15 protein-coding genes are annotated in these 14,344 nt (G+C 47.4%); 8 read left to right on the top strand and 7 right to left on the bottom strand.

The features are described 5' to 3' along the window. Positions 1 to 20: 20 nt before the first annotated feature. On the bottom strand, positions 21 to 419 hold the full coding sequence (locus tag DYC63_RS00980) for a type II toxin-antitoxin system VapC family toxin (RefSeq protein WP_115217522.1): 399 nt from the start codon (positions 417 to 419) through the stop codon (positions 21 to 23). Continuing rightward, positions 416 to 697, bottom strand: a complete 282-nt coding sequence (locus DYC63_RS00975; RefSeq protein WP_115217521.1) for an AbrB/MazE/SpoVT family DNA-binding domain-containing protein — start codon at positions 695 to 697, stop codon at positions 416 to 418. The genes DYC63_RS00980 and DYC63_RS00975 overlap by 4 nt, the downstream gene beginning before the upstream one ends. Positions 698 to 1,087: 390 nt before the next feature. Between DYC63_RS00975 and DYC63_RS00970 the strand changes: the two genes are divergently transcribed. From DYC63_RS00970 to tehB, 7 genes are all read left to right on the top strand, one after another. Beyond that, positions 1,088 to 1,231, top strand: a complete 144-nt coding sequence (locus tag DYC63_RS00970; RefSeq protein WP_115217520.1) for a sulfite exporter TauE/SafE family protein — start codon at positions 1,088 to 1,090, stop codon at positions 1,229 to 1,231. A 196-nt stretch (positions 1,232 to 1,427) separates the two neighbouring features. Beyond that, positions 1,428 to 2,558, top strand: coding sequence for a porin (locus DYC63_RS00965; protein ID WP_115217519.1), 1,131 nt, complete (start codon positions 1,428 to 1,430; stop codon positions 2,556 to 2,558). Positions 2,559 to 3,006: 448 nt separating this feature from the next. Beyond that, positions 3,007 to 4,575 (top strand): peptide ABC transporter substrate-binding protein, encoded by a 1,569-nt coding sequence (locus DYC63_RS00955; RefSeq protein ID WP_115217517.1) that lies wholly within the window; start codon positions 3,007 to 3,009, stop codon positions 4,573 to 4,575. Between the two features lie 250 nt (positions 4,576 to 4,825). Continuing rightward, positions 4,826 to 6,388, top strand: a complete 1,563-nt coding sequence (locus tag DYC63_RS00945) for a peptide ABC transporter substrate-binding protein (protein WP_115217515.1) — start codon at positions 4,826 to 4,828, stop codon at positions 6,386 to 6,388. Between the two features lie 171 nt (positions 6,389 to 6,559). Then, positions 6,560 to 6,727, top strand: coding sequence for a hypothetical protein (locus tag DYC63_RS12480; protein ID WP_172459354.1), 168 nt, complete (start codon positions 6,560 to 6,562; stop codon positions 6,725 to 6,727). A 6-nt stretch (positions 6,728 to 6,733) separates the two neighbouring features. Further along, complete coding sequence (locus DYC63_RS00940; protein WP_115217514.1) at positions 6,734 to 7,291, top strand: GNAT family N-acetyltransferase; 558 nt, start codon at positions 6,734 to 6,736, stop codon at positions 7,289 to 7,291. Positions 7,292 to 7,301: 10 nt separating this feature from the next. After that, positions 7,302 to 8,156, top strand: a complete 855-nt coding sequence (gene tehB, locus DYC63_RS00935; protein ID WP_115217513.1) for an SAM-dependent methyltransferase TehB — start codon at positions 7,302 to 7,304, stop codon at positions 8,154 to 8,156. A 426-nt stretch (positions 8,157 to 8,582) separates the two neighbouring features. On the opposite strand, the gene DYC63_RS00930 is transcribed toward tehB, so the two are convergent. Beyond that, positions 8,583 to 9,710, bottom strand: a complete 1,128-nt coding sequence (locus DYC63_RS00930) for an RNA-guided endonuclease TnpB family protein (RefSeq protein WP_115217512.1) — start codon at positions 9,708 to 9,710, stop codon at positions 8,583 to 8,585. A 60-nt stretch (positions 9,711 to 9,770) separates the two neighbouring features. Here DYC63_RS00930 and tnpA point away from each other — a divergent pair, with 60 nt between their 5' ends. Further along, complete coding sequence (gene tnpA / locus DYC63_RS00925) at positions 9,771 to 10,181, top strand: IS200/IS605 family transposase (protein ID WP_115217511.1); 411 nt, start codon at positions 9,771 to 9,773, stop codon at positions 10,179 to 10,181. An 80-nt stretch (positions 10,182 to 10,261) separates the two neighbouring features. Here the strand turns inward: tnpA and DYC63_RS00920 are convergent, their stop codons facing one another. The 4 genes from DYC63_RS00920 to DYC63_RS00905 all read right to left on the bottom strand — a co-directional run bounded on the left by DYC63_RS00920 (position 10,262) and on the right by DYC63_RS00905 (position 14,240). After that, the gene (locus DYC63_RS00920; RefSeq protein WP_115217510.1) at positions 10,262 to 11,650 is read right to left on the bottom strand and encodes an SMI1/KNR4 family protein; all 1,389 of its coding nucleotides are present in this window, start codon (positions 11,648 to 11,650) and stop codon (positions 10,262 to 10,264) included. Continuing rightward, positions 11,634 to 12,464, bottom strand: coding sequence for a glucose PTS transporter subunit IIA (locus tag DYC63_RS00915; RefSeq protein WP_115217509.1), 831 nt, complete (start codon positions 12,462 to 12,464; stop codon positions 11,634 to 11,636). Before DYC63_RS00915 ends, DYC63_RS00920 begins: the two co-directional genes overlap by 17 nt. A 129-nt stretch (positions 12,465 to 12,593) precedes the next feature. Next, entirely contained in the window at positions 12,594 to 13,925 is a 1,332-nt protein-coding gene (gene rimO / locus DYC63_RS00910; protein WP_425452115.1) for a 30S ribosomal protein S12 methylthiotransferase RimO, read from the bottom strand. Positions 13,926 to 13,940: 15 nt separating this feature from the next. Continuing rightward, a complete protein-coding gene (locus DYC63_RS00905) occupies positions 13,941 to 14,240 on the bottom strand; it encodes a DUF3817 domain-containing protein (protein WP_115217507.1) in 300 nt (99 codons plus the stop codon). Positions 14,241 to 14,344: the final 104 nt, after the last annotated feature.

Raw genomic sequence — 14,344 nt, 5'->3', positions numbered from 1 at the left:
AAATATAATGTTCATATTTGTCATGAATGACTATATATATTTTTTCCTAGCTTTTTAAATAGCTTAATCGCTTTTTGGTCAAAAGTTGCAAAACTTTCTGCGCCTAATTGACTACCGGCATATTCATTGACACCATCGGCAAAATCACCGCCTTCCTGCATAAAAGCAAAACCCGCCTCTACTTCTGCTTGCGCATATATCAATTTCGGATGAGTAAGAAAATACGACAACTTATAGTAGATGTCGTGATTCGATTGCTGGTAAAGTCTCCGCAACACCCAAATCGTCTCGCAAAAGACAGTTGTTGGAATGATGATGTTCTCCGCCTGATCTAAAATTTCCAATGATTGCCGATGCTGTTTTTCATCATCTATCACGAATAGCCTGACTAAAATATTGGTATCAATGGCGACTTTCATTTATTAGAAATTCCTTGCACACCTGCTTCTGCATAAGCATCGGCAATCGCATCGTTTAATTCTTCGATGGTGAATTGTTTGCCGCTGTGATTGCTAAACAATCCTGCAAATTCTGCAAAAGAAGAGTTTTTTTTCGGTCTTTTGGCTGAAATTTTGATTGCCCCGTCTGCAAGTTTTTCTACGTCTAGCACCGTTCCGGCATCAGCGCCTAAATGTTGTAAGAATTCTTTTTTTAGGGTGATTTGTCCCTTAGAGGTGAGCTTTAATTGTACAGCCATAGAGTCTCCTAATGGTAAGGTTGATTGGTGAATTATGTCTTACTTTATTTGATGAATCAAGCCATAACATATTGAGTTGTTGATGTATTTTTATTCGTCCTTTTAATCGATACGACTAGCTTGTCTATCGGTATGGCAAAATCCGCCGGCGTTTTTCATTGCCTATTTTCTTCAGGTATAAATGCCCGCCTAACACAGAGCATTATAGTACCTTAAGGTCAAAATGAGATATAGAGATATATATTTTTGTCACAATAAGTGCTTGTAATAATCTCATTTGACCTTAAAAGACTATAAAATCCTGAAAAAGCTCCCATTTTATTAAAATGTCCCGCTTTTACAGCAAGCAACTCATAGGAAATCGCCATATGGACACTGCCCATTCTCTCCATGCTTCTCGCCGTCGCCACCATGCTGACCGCACCGCTCGGCGTCAAACTCTCGCACCGCCTGCCGGCAGACAAACTCAAAAAAGCCTTCGGCATCTTCCTGCTCTGCATCGTGGCGAAAATGATCGATAAAGTCTTTTTCTAAGAAAATGGGGAGAGAAAAAGCCTTCGCCGCAAGCAGAAGGCGGCGGAACAGCATGCTAAGCTGTAGTGAAAAAACAACAAAAATTTTTTTGTTGGTAAAATGCAACAAAGTTGTTGCATCCCTGCAAAAAAAGCAGTACTATTGCCCTCGGATTAGGCAATCCTTGAAAACACTTTTATCTCATTGGAGAAAACACATGAAAAAAGCTCTTATTGCATTAAGCGTTGCCGCAGGCATGATCGCATCAGCTCAAGCTGAAAACACCACCACTCTTTATGGTTCATTGGGTGTTGAAACTCAAGTTAACAAAAACAATACTGATTCTATTAGAAGCAGTATCACTGATAACCGTTGGAACTTAGATACTTCATCCGCTAAATTCGGTATCAAAGGTACTGAAGATCTGAACAACGGTTTGCAAGCTTTCTATAAAATCGAATTTGGTTTTGACCCTAATGGCGGTGTTGATAAGACTCGCTATGCCTACCTTGGCTTACGCGGTAATTTCGGTGAAGTAACTTTCGGTAAACAAGATTCGCTCTACAAAATCGTAACTAACAAAGCCGATATCTTCCAAAATAGCTTCTACGGCGAAACTACGCACTATGGTGCAGCGACTGGTGGTTCACAGATTCCTAAAGTGATCAGCTATGTATCGCGTAATATGAACGGCTTCCAATTCGGATTGGCAGGCGTATTAGATGGCAACCATGATGCAGTTGGTTTCTCTGATAACAAATCATTCTCTGCTTATCAAGCAGGTATTTGGTATGCACAAAACGGATTCTACGTAGGTGCTGCTTATTCATCTCTTGATGTTCAAAAAGGTAAATCAGCAACTTTACTTTCTGCTGCTGGTAATTTTCGTGCTAGAACACAACCGTTTGATAATTCACCAAGCATTGATGTAGTTGGTATTGCTGCCGAATACAAAAATGATCAATTTAAAGTCGCTATCAGTGCTGAGCATAAATCAGGTAATGATGTAGTTGGTGTTAGTGGTCCTTGGGGTTCTAATGATGCTAGTACCCCTGCTGATTTCGCTGCTATATCTCAAAAACGAGCTGCAGAACGTTTAGCATGGTCTGATGGTGAAAAATATGCCTTAGCTGGTGAATACTATTCTGGTCCTAATACCTTCCGTGCAGGTTTTGGTCTAGCCGATCTTAATGAGTTTAGTAGCAATATTTACACCTATGGTTTAGGCTATCAATATAACTTCAGCAACCGTACTTACACCTATGTTGAAGGTGAATACATTGACTGGAACGTTAACAATATAAAAAATGGCTACACTGTACGTGTAGGTCTGCGTCACGATTTCTAATCTGATTAGAGATTTTCTACAAGGATGTAGAGGGCGAGAGAGCAATCTCTCGCCTTTTTCTTTGTCTCATTATTGTAGGTCGGATTCTTGAATCCGACAAATGTATAGCTCGAACAATGTCGGATACAAGTATCTCCGCTACCTCTTGAAAAGAAATTCATCAAAATTTCCTTACTGTTTGAAACCCTCCCTTTAGGGAGGATAATCTTGTGGGAGAGGTGTAACCTCTTCCAATTCAGGGCAACACGTAGAGCGACGCTTTATGTGTCGCTCTGTGTGTTGAAACATTTTGCCATGAATTAAGCTTATATCGCTTTAGCAAAGACTTCCTATAAAGCATTTTGGTAAATACTCACTCAAGGTTTTTTGCAAAGGTATCAGACTTGGTATAATCTTGCGCTTGGCGCTTATGCGCCGTCTTTCCCATAATGATAGAGGAGTGTATCTGATGAAAAAAGCATTAAGCGTGGCCATTTTGGCGGTTTTGGCAAGCAGCGCCAGTGCGGAAATGATATTTCGCCGCGGTAACGGCAGCGAGCCGCAGATTTTAGATCCGCAAATTTCCGAAGGCGTGCCCGAATCGAATATTCAGCGCGATTTGTTTGAAGGCTTGGTGGCGGAAGATGCCGCAGGGGAATTGGTGCCGGGTTTGGCAAAATCTTGGGATATTTCTGCCGACGGCTTGGTCTATACTTTCCATTTGCAGGAACAGAATTGGACGGACGGCAGCCCTTTCACCGCGGAAGATGTGGTATTTGCCCTGCGCCGTCTCGTTGACCCTGCTACAGGTTCCAAATATTCCTTTATCGCTTACCCGATTAAAAACGCGAAAGAAATTACCGAAGGGGAAATCAAAGACAGCAGCGAATTGGGCGTCAAAGCCATTGACGCGCACACGGTGGAAATCACGCTGAATGCGCCGACGCCTTATTTCTTGGGCTTGCTCACGCATTCCTCCACGTATCCCGTGCCGAAAGCGGTGGTGGAAAAACACGGCAAAGAATGGACGCGTCCGGAGAACATCGTTTCCAGCGGACCTTTTAAAATGAAAGACTGGGTCTTGCAGTCGCATATCACGCTGGAAAAATCCGATACTTACTGGGATAAAGCAGCGGTAAAACTCGATCAAGTGATTTTCTACCCCACCGAAGACCAAAACAGCGAGCTTAAGCGCTACCGCGCCGGCGAATTGGATTGGACAAATGAAATTCCTAATGACCAACTCAAATGGATTAGAGAAAATCTAGCGGAAGAATTGAAAATCGGCGATTATTTAGGTACTTACTACTACGGTCTGAACCTAAGCAAAGCGCCCTTTAAAGACAATCTGAAATTGCGCCAAGCCTTGAGTCTGGCGATTGACCGCAATATCTTGACGGAAAAAGTAACCGGTGCAGGCGAGAAAGCTGCTTATACGATTGTGCCGCCGGGTGTGATGCACTATGAGCATTATGTGCCGGAATATGCGAGCTGGCCGCGCGATAAGCAAATCGCCGAAGCACAGCGTTTATACGCCGAAGCAGGCTACGGCAAAGACAATCCGCTGAAAGTGGAACTGCTCTACAACACCAACGAAAACCATAAAAAAATCGCGGTTGCCGTTTCCGGCATGTGGAAGCAGGTTCTAGGCGTGCAAACGGAAATGACCAACCAAGAATGGAAAGTCTATTTGCAAACGCGGCGCGAAAAAAATACGCAAATCTTCCGTGCCGGCTGGATTGGCGATTATAACGATCCCTATACCTTCCTTGAGATGTTCCAAGCAGGCGGCGGCTTAAATGACGTGAACTTCGCGCAAAGCGAATTTGACGAACTTTTGGCACAGGCGGCAAAAGAGCAGGATTTGGATGCGCGCGGCAAGATTTTAAATCAGGCGGAGCAGATGTTTACCGATGATTTTGCGATTTTGCCGATTTACTCCTATGTCAGCAAACGCTTAGTCAAGCCCTATGTGAAAGGCTATGAAATCAATATCATGGATCACTCACGCTCCAAATATATCTATCTGGAAAAATAATCCTAATAACCGTCTCAGCCACGGATAAAAGACCCACCTTGCGCCAAGCCGCGCCAAGCCGCGCCAAGCCGCGTCAAGGCGGGCAAGACGGCAAAGCCGCATTTGTCCATCTAAGGAGCCTTTATGTTTCAACACACAGAGCGACACATAAAGCGTCGCTCTACGTGTTGCCCTGAATTGGAAGAGGTTACACCTCTCCCACAGATTATCCTCCCTAAAGGGAGGGGTTTCAACCAGTAAGGAAATTTTGATGAAAAAACTCTTAGCCCTATTATTGCTTGCCGCCTTGGGCGCACAGGCAGAAAGCGTGCTGCACCGCAGCAATGACGACGAACCCTCTACTTTAGACCCGCAACTGGCGCAGGGTATGCCGGAAATGCACATTCTGCGCGATATGTTTTTGGGCTTGGTGGACGAAGCGCCCGACGCCTCTTTAATCGCCGGCGCAGCGGAGCGTTGGGAGATTTCCAAAGACGGACTGACCTACACCTTCCATCTGCGCGACGGCAAATGGTCGGACGGCACGGCGGTTACGGCGCAGGATTTCGTTTACGCTTGGCAACGCGCGCTCGACCCTGCGGTGGGCAGCAAATACGCCTTCTTCCTCTATCCGATTAAAAACGCCAAAACCATCAACGAAGGCAATGCGGAAGTCGCCGCATTGGGCGTAGAAGCGATTGACGCAGGCACCCTGAAAGTGCAACTGGAAAATCCGACCCCTTATTTCTTAGGTATGCTGACCAATGCGGTCGCCTATCCCGTGCCGAAAGCGGTAGTGGAAAAACACCAAAAAGAATGGACGCGTCCGGAAAACATCGTCAGCAACGGCGCATTTACCCTGCAAGAATGGCAGCCGCAGGCGCGCCTCGTATTAGCCAAAGCGCCGCACTATTTCAATGCCGATCAAGTGAGTTTGGACAAAGTCATTTATTATCCGACGCAGCCCAATGCCGCCCTGCAACGCTATCGCGCCGGCGAATTGGATTTCACTTCCGACGTACCGGTGGAACAGCTGAAATGGGTGCGCGAAAACCTGCCGCAAGAACTGCATACCCACAGCCAATTAGGCGTGTTTTATTACGGCTTCAACCTGACCAAACCGCCGTTCAAAGACAACATCAAATTGCGCGAAGCCCTGACTTTGGCGGTAGAGCGCGAGCCGATTGTGAAAAACATTACCGGCAGCGGCGAAGAACCCGCTTACAGCTTTGTCGTGCCGGGGGTGGATAATTACGGCGCTTCCTATCGTCCTGCCTATGCCGATATGCCGCGCGAAGAACGCATCGCCCGCGCCAAGCAACTGTATGCGGAAGCCGGCTATGGCAAAGACAATCCGCTGAAAGTGGAACTGCTGTACAACACCAATGAAAACAATCAGAAAATCTCCGTTGCCATTGCCGCCATGTGGAAACAGACCCTCGGCGTGAAAACCGAGCTGATTAACAAAGAATGGAAAACCTATCTCAGCGACCGCCGCAGCTATAATACCCAAGTCTTCCGCGGCTCATGGCTGGGCGATTATAACGACGCCAACACCTTTTTGGATTTGTTCGTCAGCGGCGGCGGCTCTAATACCGTCGGCTTGGTAGACCCCGAATTTGACGCCCTGATTGCGCAAGCCGCGCAAACCCAAGACATGGACAAACGTTCGGAAATTCTGCATCAAGCCGAAAAACGCCTGATTGATAATTTCAGCCTCATTCCCGTGTATTACTTTGTTTCCAAACACATGGTCAAACCCTATGTCAGCGGCTACGAAGCCAATGTCATGGACCACTGGCAAAGCAAATATCTGAAGGTTAACCGTCCGTAAATACGGACAAAGGCGACGATAAGCCGCCTTTTTCTCATGGTATAGTCTCTTAACTTCAAAATGAGATTATTCTAAGCGCTTCTCCTGACAAAATGTGTATCTCTAAGTCTCATTTTGAAGTTAAGGTACTATATAATCTCGCGCCAATCTGTACGCGAATGGAGGCATGCAATGGCAATCAAAGAAAAACTTGCGGATAAACGCATTCAATTAAGCCCGAAAGACAGCAAAAGACTATGGCAAAAACTTTCCGCCGTCGATGTCAGCCCTGAACGGCGTTTGCAATTGCAAGAAGCGGCAAAACAGCGTCTTCACATCATTTCTTGGGTTAAAAAATAATGCTTTATGTATCCCATTGTTGTTTTAGACGATCTTTCTGCCGATGATGCGGGCAAAGCCTTATTAGCGAATTTTAGCTGCGGTGATGCCGCTCTCGATAATTTTTTACACAATGAGGCGCTCCATTTACATAATGCCGGCATTACGAGAAGCCTCCTGTTTTTAAGCCCCAATCAAGAGGAAATTGTTGCTTGGGCAGCTTTATCGGCTTCAGAAACCCACCTCTCTGATTTTGAAATCGGCGAATTAAGCATTAATAGCATGTTGCCCACGCGCTTTATACCCTCCGTTCGCTTAACGAAATTTGCTCTTGCCGCAAAATATCAGAAACAAGGTCTCGGAAGCCTTGTCCTATCAAGGGTAAAAGATTATTTAATCAGCAATATCAATTCATTATGCGCTTATCGTTTATTAGTTCTTGATGCGCGCAATGATGAGTCGGTGCTTGCCTTCTACCGCCGCAATGGCTTTGAAGAATGCGCACAAGAGACGCGCAATAAAAAACATGATCGTGATCGCAGTTCGGTAGAAATGTATTTTGATTTATTAAACCTCTCTCAATAAAGGAAAACTGATGGACTTAATCGCTTATAAAACCATGCCGCAATGGGGTGCTGATGATCTTCCCAAGGCTTTTTTGCAGCATCACAATACCAAGGCCGGCACATGGGGGCATGTGCAGGTGCTGCAAGGCGAACTGATGTATTACGCCATGGACGAAGCCGGCAATATCCTTTCCGAAACACGGCTTAATCCGCAGAATACGCCGCTCTTTGTCGAGCCGCAGGCTTGGCACAAAGTCGCGCCGCTGAGCGAGGATATGCGGATGCAGCTGAGTTTTTACTGTGAAAAAAGCGACTATTTCACGAAAAAATACGGCATGACGGCGATTCATTCGGCGGTCAAACATATGCTCGATATCGTGCCGCCATGCACAGTGCTGGATTTGGGCTGCGGACAGGGGCGCAATGCCCTGCCGCTGAGCTTGATGGGCTATCGCGTCAGAGCTGCGGATTATCAGCCCGCCGCCGTGGAGAGCATCGCGCGTCTTGCCGCGGAGATGCAATTGCCGCTGGATACCGCCGTCTATGATATTCATCAGGCCGATATTGCAGGCGAATACGACTGCATTATCTCTACTGTGGTCATGATGTTTTTACAGGCGGATAAAATCCCCGCCATTATTGCCGATATGCAGGCCAAAACACGCCGCGGCGGCTATAATCTGATTGTCTGCGCTATGCACAGCGCCGATTATCCCTGCCACATGCCTTTCAGCTTCACTTTTGCCGAAGGCGAGTTGCGCCGCTACTATCAAGATTGGCAATTGCACGTCTATGAAGAAGCGCCGGGCAAAATGCACGCCACCGATGCGCAGGGCAATCCGATTGAATTGACATTCGTTACGATGCTGGCGCAAAAGCATTAAAAACTCGTTTTGTCGGACATCGCATCGATGCGGCGCAGGTCTTCATCCAGCGAAGCGCCGCCGATTTTCTTATTCACGCTGCCGCCGCCGAACCGCAATGGCGGATTGATATCGATATCGTTGAACGATTGCCGCCTTACTCAGCGCGGGAAAACTGTGCGACGTCGATTGTCTGCCGCGTCCTCTGCAAGGTTTGCCAGACAGTGAAAAGGCGCATATTCTGGAAGCATTAGAGGCTTTGGCGCGTTTCGCACCACAGAATAAAACGCTTATTGATTAATAAGGCCAGCATTGACACACTCCCACCACCAAACCTAGCGGTTATGATGGGGGAATCTTTGCGACCCATAACAACCTCAACCTAGATTGAGTTGTTACCTTTCACCAGCACACTTACGCTGATAAGTATTATACTGGGGGAACTCTTTACACAGCACTAAGTCCTAGTGCATCAGCTAACGCTTGATGGCGTATATTGCTTGCTGCATTGATATCACGGTCATGGTGTGTTTGACAGCTAGGACATGCCCAATTTCTGACTGACAACGGCAGACTGTCTAATTTGTGATGGCAATGCGAACAAATTTTACTACTGGCAAAGAATCGATTCACTTTTAGAATGTTTTTACCATACCAATTCGCCTTGTAGGTAAGCAGGGTAACAAACTGCCCCCAACCGACATCATTAATGGCTTTGGCAAGTTTTCGGTTCTTTACCATGTTTTTCACCGCTAAATCTTCAAGTGCATAACTGGTAGCTTGGTTTTCGCAAATCAGTTTATGCGTGATTTTGTGGTGTAAGTCTAAACGCTGGTTGCGTACTTTTTCATAAATACGAGCAACGGCTAATTTTTGTTTTTGATGGTTTTTACTTTGTTTTTGTTTGCGAGCAAAAATTTTTTGCTGTATTGCAAGGCGTTTGCTTGCTTTAGATAAATGTTTTGGGTTATCAAACTTGCTACCGTCTGATAGATTGAGTAAGTGGCTGATGCCTAAGTCAATACCTACAGTTAGGCTAGGCTCTATTGTGGTTGGTGTTGGTACAATTTCATTGTTTTCTACTAAAATACTTGCATGGTATTTGCCTGTTGCTGTCTTAGTGATGGTAACCGTTTTGATATTGCCAATAAATTCACGGCTAAATACGGTTTTGATGCCTTTGATTTTGGGTAGGTTGATGATGCCTTGTTCAAAGTTTATGGTGCAATGTTGTGGACATTGATAACTTCGCTGTGGGATTTTTTTAGATTTAAAGCGTGGAAACTTGGCACGACCTTTGAAGAAATTAGTAAAAGCGGTATGGACATTTAGTAAGGCATTTAGTAACGATTGGCTATTAACTTCGTTTAGCCATGCAAACTTGCCTGTTTTCTTTTTCTTGACTAATTGGTTTTGTATTTGAGTACGGGATAATGATTTGTCAAAGATTTTGTAATATCTATTTTGTAATGCCAATGCCCAATTATAAACAAAACGAACACAACCAAAGTGTTGTTCAAACGCTATGGCTTGTTGTTGGTTTGGGTAAATTCTGTATTTGTAGGCTTTGAGCATGGGTTGTTAGTCAACTTGAATGTAGGTATAATTTAGCGTAAATCCTACTTAGTGTCAATCATGAATAACAAACTAAAATCCCATTATCATTGCGTTTATAAACTTACTTACCATTTAGTGCTAGTCACAAAATACCGCAGAAAATGCTTTACTGGAGCTATGCTCGATAGGCTAAAAGAAATCGTAACCGACCTTTGCCAAAAATGGGAAGTTGAGCTGTTAGAATTCAATGGGGAAGCCGACCATGTGCATTTACTGCTTGATATGCATCCTAATATCATGCTAAGCAAGTTTATCAATAATCTAAAAACGGTAACGAGCCGATTGATGCGAAAGGAATTTGCAAAGCACTTGGCAGAGTTTTACTACAAGCCTGTACTTTGGACTAGAGCGTATTGTTTGCTGACGACTGGCGGTGCTACGATTGATACCATTAGACAGTACATCGAAAAACAAGAACGCCCTGCTTAGGTTGCCTGTGCTTACATCTCCATCTAAATCGAAGATTATAGGTGGAGAATTACGCACGATGAGTTAAAAAGCTGCGCGGCTTAATGTTTTATTATCATGCCGTTCAACCACGCCTCAGTTTCGACGATATTGCCGACGGCGGGGGCTTGGGGGAAAAGGTCGGGGTGGGCAAGCAGATCGATTGCGCCGCCGTAGCTGTCAATCACAAGATGGTAGAAGACTTCGCCGCTCAGCGGATTTTCGCGCAATGCGGCGGCTTTGATGCTGCCGCTAATATAAGCTGTCGGCAGGACTTTTCCCTCGGCATTGTCTTGCGTTTCCTGCTGCATCAAGCCGATAGGGATAAAGGTTTGGGCGGCATAAGGCGTTTCTCTTTCAGCGGCGGTAAAAGCTTTTTCATCGGCATAAAGGCTGATTCTGTGCGGGAAAGCGGTGAGCTGTACGCTGAATTCGATGATTTCATTTAGGCTGTCATCTAGCGGAAATGTCTCGCGGATATGGTCGAAGCCCATCAGATTGAAGAGCAGGGGATAAAGTCCTTCCGGATTGTCCGCTTCGCTCGCGCTCTGTTTTGCCTCCGCCTGCGCCCAAGCATAGCAGCAGCCGACAAAGGGATTGTCTTGTGTATTTAGGTAGCGGTGGGCATGAATGCGGCGGCGGCTGTCGCCGAAGAAATGCGGCTCGAGGCTGTTGAAATCCTGTGCCTGATTGACGCTCACCCAGAGTGAGATGCCTGCCGCCGTATCGCTTTCGCGGTAGCAATAATAATAGCCATTGGGCGTTTCAATGCTTTCAAGCGTTTGTGATTGCAGGGTTTCTAAGAGTGCTGCGAAATCGCTTTCACTATGAATGGCAAAGCCGATATGGTCAAAGGCATTATATTGCGCTTGCGGGGCGACAAATTCGCCCAATTCGTCCAGTATGCCGTATTCGTCCATCAAATCTTCAACCATGTCGAGCAGGTTGTCATTGTTTAAGCCCTCGTTTTCTGTCATAAAATCCAGCCATTGATTTAAATGACTAGCCGCAAGAATCGGCATATAGCCTTCGCCGTCTTCGTCGGGATGCAGCAGCATGATAACGGGGACGGCGGCTTGGCTATGGTCGAGGCAGAAAGTGCCGACTTCATTGCGGTAGAAGGGCAGCCATAACGGATGCAAAAGAGTATTGGCAATGCCGTCTTCCGCGTTTTCAAGCGGATGTGTCTGCCAGTTCTCGCCAAAAGTCTGTGCCAGAAAATCCATGATAGCGGCGCGCGTGCGGATAATGTCTTCACAAGACAGCCATTGCGCATGGATTTCGCCGTCTTCAAAGTATTGCGTCGCGCCGTCGGCGGTCAGCAGAAATTCCCGCCATTGTGCTTGCAGCGCGCAGCCGAGTGTTGCTTCCAAAGCGCGGATAGACGCTTCTTCGGCGGGCGGATGTAATTGAAAATCGCTGTCTTGCAAGGCATTAAGAATGGGGTTCATCTTGGCTGCGTTCCTGTAGGTAAGGGATGGTTTTGTCTAAACAGAGAGTCCATTGCTCTTTGTCGTATTCGGGAAAGATAATCGGACTGACGGTGCTGATGTGTCGGCGCAGGAAGTCCCAATCGACTTGCAATAAGGCCTGTCCTGCGCTGACGCGTTTATGGATGCCGACCAAGAGGCGGATGCCTTCGCCGCGCAGTTTGATGCTGTCGATGCCGATATGGATTAGGATTTCCGTGCCGTTATCGGCGCGGATGCCAATCGCATGTTTGGTGGGAAAAATGGCGATGATACTGCCGTTGACGGGCGAGCGTACTTCGCCATCGCTAGGCTCAATCGCAAAACCGACGCCCATGTCGCCATGTGCGAAACTTTCTTCCGGCACGGCGCTCAGCGGCAAGATGTCGCCATTGATGGGCTGCTGCCATTCCAGTGGAATGGGATTGGCAGGAAGTGCTTTGCTGCGAGGCGGCGTTGAGGTATTTTCTGCGCTGCTGTCGCTGCGAAAGAGGCGGCTCAGATTGCGCCAGAGTTTACTAAAACCCGTATTCGGATTTTCCGCCATGACGGCTTCAAAGGCGGTATAGGCGGCTGTGATATGCTCCGCACCAAAGACGATTTGAAATTCTCCGGCATTGAAAAAATAGCCTTTAATCAAAGGTTCTTGGTCTAGGAGTTCTTGGCGGATACGACTATTATTGTGCAAGACAAGACGCAGGCGCAGCGCGCAATGCGTGGCGGAGGCGATATTGTCCTTGCCCACCGCTTCAATGATGCATTGCGCGGCACGGCGAAATTCCGCATGGCTTGGCATAAATGTAGCTCCTCAGCTGATTCTTGTGATGATGTTCGGGCGCATCATGGCATGTTCGCATCTTTGCTGCAAGCCTGCTGCGACGCTGTCGGCAGGCAATAAAAAGCCGCTTCAATGAAGTGGCGCTGTTTAATAGACTTCGGCAAACAGGTCATGTTCGTCGGCGTCGTGAATTTCCACATGCAGAAGTTGTCCTTTTTCCGCGCCTTCGATGTGGCTGATATGCACCACGCCGTCGATTTCGGGGGCATCATAGGGGCTGCGGGCAATCGCGCTTTGGCTGTCTTCGTCGATTTCGTCTATCAATACCGGCATCACGCTGCCGATTTTGGCTTCCAATAAGCGGCGGCTGACTTCATTATGTTTTTGCATAAAGCGCGCCAGCCGCTCTTGTTTGACTTCTTCCGACACCGCATCGGGCAAGGCGTTGGCGCCGGCGCCTTCTACGGGCGAGTAGGCAAAGCAGCCGGCGCGGTTGATTTCCGCTTCGTCAATGAAATCCAGCAGTTCTTGGAATTGGGCTTCAGTTTCGCCGGGGAAGCCGGTAATGAAGGTGCTGCGGATGGCAATGTCGGGGCAGATCTCGCGCCATGAGCGGATGCGCTCGAGGGTACGCTCGATATTGCCGGGGCGGCGCATGGCTTTGAGAATCTCGGGATTGGCATGTTGCAGGGGAATATCCAGATAGGGCAGGATTTTGCCTTCCGCCATCAGGGGAATGAGTTCGTCAACATTGGGGTAGGGATACACATAATGCAGGCGCACCCATACGTCTAATTCGCCCAAGGCTTTGCAGAGTTCGAATAAACGCGATTTGACCGGTTTGCCGCCCCAGAAATCCAGTTTGTGTTTGATGTCCGCGCCGTAGGCGGAGGTGTCTTGCGAGACGACCAGCAGTTCTTTCACGCCCGATTTGGCCAGTGCTTCGGCTTCGCGCATCACATCGCCGGCGCTGCGGCTTTGCAGGCGTCCGCGCATGCTGGGAATGATGCAGAAGCTGCATTTATGATCGCAGCCTTCGGAGATTTTCAAATAGGCGTAATGGCGCGGCGTGAGGCGCAGCCCGATATCCGGTACCAAGTCGATATGCGGATTTTTTGCCGGCTTCGGCACGGCTTGATGCACGGCTTGCATCACCGATTCATAGGCTTGTGGTCCTGAAATTGCCAGTACACCGGGATGGAGTTCGCGAATCATCTCGGGTTTGACGCCTAAGCAGCCGGTAACAATCACGCGTCCGTTGGCATCCAGCGCTTCGCCGATGGTGTTCAGCGATTCCGCCACGGCTTCGTCGATAAAGCCGCAGGTGTTGACGATGACGACATTGGCATCGTCGTAGTTATTGACGATGCGGTAGCCGTCGGTAGAGAGTTGCGTGAGAATGCGTTCGGAGTCCACAAGGGCTTTGGGACAACCCAGGCTGATAAAGCCGACGGAAGGAGAGGATGTGTTCATGATGATGTATTTTTGTAGATATTAGAGCGTATCGAGGCGCGTTTGGCGGCGTTTGACATACCATTCAAAGGCAAAAGTGCCGAAAGGAATGACGGAGGCGAAAAGACCCGCCAGAAAAATCAGCAATGACCAGCGGTTCACATGCGCGGCGGGAATGAGGGCAAGGATGTAGGCGAGGAATAAGCCGCCGTGCGTCCAGCCGCTGTAATAGACGGGCAGATGCTGACCGCCGTAGTATTTCAAAGGCATGGCGACAAAAATCAGGAATAAGAGCGACAGCCCTTCCAAAATGGCAATAATGCTAAAAATACGGTTAATCATAAGGTATTAAGGTTAAAAATAGGGCGCGGATTATAGCGGAAAAATAGTATTGGACGGAATGATTTCAGCAAAATAGGGGGAATGAAAAACCCCGCTGAGCGGGG

Source organism: Suttonella indologenes (assembly GCF_900460215.1).
GTDB classification, from domain to species: Bacteria; Pseudomonadota; Gammaproteobacteria; order Cardiobacteriales; family Cardiobacteriaceae; genus Suttonella; species Suttonella indologenes.
Note: the sequence above shows the minus strand (reverse complement) of the source record. Positions and strands in the feature narration are given on the sequence as shown.